Below are 1,176 nucleotides of genomic sequence, written 5' to 3'. Positions count from 1 at the left end.
ACGTTGTGAAGCGCAACGCTCGCAGCGTGCCCTCATCCGGCGCTAACGCGCCACCTTCTCCCCCGAGGGGAGAAGGGCTTAGGCTCACCGGATCGGCGAATTCGGATCCAGCCGCATGTCGAGATACTTGTCCACCGACCCCATCAGCTCGGGCATCTCGTGCTCGAAAAAGTGGTTCGCCTTCGGGATCGTGTCGTGATGGATGGTGATGTGCTTCTGCGTGCGCAGCTTGTCGACCAGCTTCTGCGTCGCACCCGGCGTCGCGACCTCGTCGCCCTCGCCCTGGATGATGATGCCGCTCGACGGGCAGGGTGCCAGGAACGTGAAGTCGTACAGATTGGCAGGCGGCGCGATCGAGATGAAGCCGCGGATCTCGGGGCGACGCATCAGCAGCTGCATGCCGATCCACGCACCGAAGCTGACGCCCGCGATCCAGGTCGTCTGCGCCTCGGGATGGAAGCTCTGCACCCAGTCGAGCGCGCTCGCCGCATCGGAGAGCTCGCCGACGCCGTTGTCGAACACGCCCTGGCTCTTGCCGACACCGCGGAAGTTGAACCGCAGCGTCGCAAAGCCGCGCCGCTGGAAGGTCTTGTAGAGCTGCTGCACGATCGCGTTGTTCATCGTGCCGCCCGCCGACGGGTGCGGGTGGAGGATCATCGCAACGGGCGCGCGCGGACGCGGACCCGGCGCAAAACGACCTTCGAGACGGCCTTCGGGACCGGGAAAAATGACTTCTGGCATGGGCACTCGCGAGCTGGGATACGCACTCGGGTGGAGTGCCGGACGATGCGCGCTATATAGGTAATGCACCCCTTTTCGCAATTGGAACCGACCCTGTCCCGTAACGAACCCCGCATCTACCTCGATCACGCCGCCACGACGCCGATGCGTCCGGAGGCCGTCGCGGCGGTGATGGAGGGCATGGCGCGCTGGGCGAACCCGTCCTCGCCGCATGCCGAGGGGCGCGCGGCACGGGCGGCGCTGGAGGATGCGCGGCGCCGGATCGCGCAGGCGCTCGACTGGCCGCACCACGTGATCCTGACCAGCGGCGCGAGCGAATCCGCAAGCCTCGCGCTGCGCGGCCGGCCGGGCATCGGCGTGGCCGCGGTCGAGCATGACGCGGTCCTGCGCGCGGCGGACCGCCCGGTCATGCTCGACGTCGATGCGGGCGGCATC

At 67.8% G+C, this 1,176-nt stretch carries 2 protein-coding genes; one reads left to right on the top strand and one right to left on the bottom strand.

What is annotated here, in order from left to right; genetic code table 11:
- Positions 1-84: 84 nt before the first annotated feature.
- On the bottom strand, positions 85-741 hold the full coding sequence (locus sphsw_RS17430; protein WP_031395613.1) for an alpha/beta hydrolase: 657 nt from the start codon (positions 739-741) through the stop codon (positions 85-87).
- A 63-nt stretch (positions 742-804) separates the two neighbouring features.
- Here sphsw_RS17430 and sphsw_RS17425 point away from each other — a divergent pair.
- Positions 805-1,176: aminotransferase class V-fold PLP-dependent enzyme (locus sphsw_RS17425; RefSeq protein WP_152555546.1), on the top strand; the 372-nt coding region annotated here is incomplete at its 3' end.

The organism is Sphingomonas sp. FUKUSWIS1 (assembly GCF_000733135.1).
GTDB lineage: Bacteria > Pseudomonadota > Alphaproteobacteria > Sphingomonadales > Sphingomonadaceae > Sphingomonas > Sphingomonas aerolata.
The sequence above is the reverse complement of the archived record's forward strand: the minus strand, read 5'-3'. Positions and strand labels throughout refer to the sequence as shown.